This window comes from Chromobacterium piscinae, from assembly GCF_021129175.1.
Classification (GTDB): domain Bacteria; phylum Pseudomonadota; class Gammaproteobacteria; order Burkholderiales; family Chromobacteriaceae; genus Chromobacterium; species Chromobacterium piscinae.
The window spans coordinates 1-613 of sequence record NZ_JAJOHV010000112.1; the positions used below are offsets into that span (position 1 = coordinate 1).

1 protein-coding gene is annotated in these 613 nt (G+C 65.4%); it reads left to right on the plus strand.

Annotated elements, in window-relative coordinates; translation table 11 throughout:
• On the plus strand, positions 1 to 613 hold a 613-nt coding region (locus LQR33_RS21875), incomplete at both ends, for a calcium-binding protein (RefSeq protein ID WP_331282874.1).

The following is a 613-nucleotide window of genomic DNA, read 5'->3' on the forward strand; positions in this document are numbered from 1 at the left end:
CGTGTTCAATCTGGGCGACGGTAAGGACCTGATCCAGAGCTACAGCCCGCAGTACGGCAGCATGCATGAGAGCACGCTGCGCTTCGGCGCGGGCATCGCGCAAAGTGATTTGACGGCGTCGCAAAGCGGCAACGATTTGCTGTTGCAGCACGCGAACGGCCAGGACAGCATCCGGGTACAAGGCTGGTTCGACCCGCAGAAGATGGACGACATGAAGCTGAGCCAAGTGGTGTTCGCCGACGGCGGCAGCTGGAGCCGGGAGTGGCTGGACAGTATGGCGCGGGGACTGATTCTGGGCACCGACGGCGACGATGTCCTGACGAGCGCGGGTCCGGCATGGGGCACTCAAACCATACGGGGCGGCGCCGGCAATGACCAACTGACCAGCCAGGGCGGCGCCCGCGCGGTGCTGGAAGGCGGCGACGGCAACGATCTGCTGGCCAACGAGTTCGGCGAAGAAGCGATCCTGGAAGGCGGCAAGGGCGACGACACGCTCAGGGGCGGCGGCCACCGCGACACCTTCGTGTTCAATCTGGGCGACGGCAAGGACCTGATCCAGAGCTACAGCCCGCAGTACGGCAGCATGCATGAGAGCACGCTGCGCTTCGGCGCG